Consider the following 2,012-nt stretch of genomic DNA (forward strand, 5'->3'; position numbering starts at 1 on the left):
ATCCAGGCGATCGTTGATTGGCAGGACAATAAGGGCTCCGTCAGCCGCGAGATCCAGTATCGCCCCGCGCGCGTGCTCATGCAGGATTTCACCGGCGTTCCGGCCGTGGTCGATCTCGCCGCGATGCGCGATGCGATGAAGTCGCTCGGCGGCGATCCGGAGCGGATCAACCCGCAGGTGCCCGTCCACCTCGTCATCGATCACTCGGTGATGGTCGACGAGTTCGGCACGCCCAAGGCGTTCGAGCAGAATGTCGAACTCGAATACCAGCGCAACATGGAGCGCTACCAGTTCCTGAAATGGGGCGCCGCCGCGTTCGACAATTTCAAGGTCGTGCCGCCCGGCACCGGCATCTGCCACCAGGTGAACCTCGAGCACATCGCGCGCAGCGTGTGGTCCTCGGCGGACGCACAGGGCCAGGAAGTCGCCTATTTCGACACGCTCGTCGGCACCGACAGCCATACGACGATGGTGAACGGCCTCGGCGTCCTGGGCTGGGGCGTCGGCGGGATCGAGGCCGAGGCGGCGATGCTCGGCCAGCCGGTCTCGATGCTGATCCCCGAAGTGGTCGGCTTCAACCTCACCGGAGCGCTCCGCGAAGGCATCACCGCCACCGATCTGGTGCTCACCGTCACTCAGATGCTTCGGAAGAAGGGCGTGGTCGGCCGCTTCGTCGAATTTTACGGCCCCGGCGTCTCCGCTTTGTCGGTCGCGGACCGCGCGACGATCGCCAACATGGCGCCCGAATATGGCGCGACCTGCGGCTTCTTCCCCGTGGACGGCAAGACGCTCGATTATCTCCGGCTCACCGGCCGCTCCGAGGAGCAGGTCGCGCTGGTCGAAGCCTATGCCAGGGAGCAGGGCATGTGGCTCGAGGCGAATGCCGCCGATCCCGTGTTCACGGATACGCTCTCGCTCGACATGTCCACCGTCGAGCCCTCACTCGCCGGCCCCAAGCGGCCGCAGGACAAGGTGTTCCTGTCGGACGTGGACGAGGAGTTCCTCAAGAATCTCGAGAGCGAATATGGCTGCACGCGCGACAGCGTGAAGACGCGCTATCCGGCGAACGGGACGGATCTCGGCCATGGCGACGTGGTCATCGCCGCGATCACCAGCTGCACCAACACCTCCAACCCCTCCGTGCTGGTCGCGGCCGGCCTCGTCGCGCGGAAGGCGCGGGAGAAGGGGCTCGACCGAAAGCCCTGGGTCAAGACCTCGCTCGCCCCCGGCAGCCAGGTCGTCACCGACTATCTCGACCGCGCCGGCCTCTCCGAGGATCTGAACGCGATCGGCTTCGATCTCGTCGGCTATGGCTGCACCACCTGCATCGGCAATTCCGGGCCGCTTCCCGAGCCGATCTCGAAGGCGATCCACGCCAACGATCTCGTCGCCGCGTCCGTCCTCTCGGGCAACCGCAATTTCGAGGGCCGCGTGTCGCCTGACGTGCGCGCCAATTATCTCGCCTCGCCGCCGCTCGTCGTCGCCTATGCGCTGAAGGGCACCGTCACCGAGGATATGGTGAAGTCGCCGATCGGCCACGACCGGGCCGGCGATCCCGTCTACCTCCGCGACATCTGGCCGACGAACGAGGAGATTCGCAGCCTCATCGACCAGCATGTGAACGCGGAGATGTTCGCGGCGCGCTATGCCGACGTCTACAAGGGCGACGAGAAGTGGCGGGCGATCGACGTCACCGGCGGCGATACCTATGCCTGGTCGGCGGGCTCCACCTACATCCAGAACCCGCCTTACTTCGAGGGCATGTCGATGACGGCCGCGGGCCTTACTGACATCGTCCACGCACGTACGCTTGCTGTATTCGGCGATTCCATAACAACCGACCACATTTCGCCCGCCGGCGCGATCAAGCTCGACAGCCCGGCCGGCACCTACCTCACCGAGCACCAGGTCGCCCGCGCCGACTTCAACAGCTACGGCGCCCGCCGCGGCAACCACGAAGTCATGATGCGCGGCACCTTCGCCAACATCCGCATCAAAAACGCCATGACTCC

1 protein-coding gene is annotated in these 2,012 nt (G+C 65.6%); it reads left to right on the forward strand.

Annotation, left to right across the window (positions count from 1 at the left end):
- On the forward strand, nt 1-2,012 hold a 2,012-nt coding region (acnA, locus tag VF662_RS00225; protein ID WP_464136286.1), incomplete at both ends, for an aconitate hydratase AcnA.

The organism is Allosphingosinicella sp., from assembly GCF_036387215.1.
In the GTDB taxonomy this organism is placed as follows: domain Bacteria; phylum Pseudomonadota; class Alphaproteobacteria; order Sphingomonadales; family Sphingomonadaceae; genus Allosphingosinicella.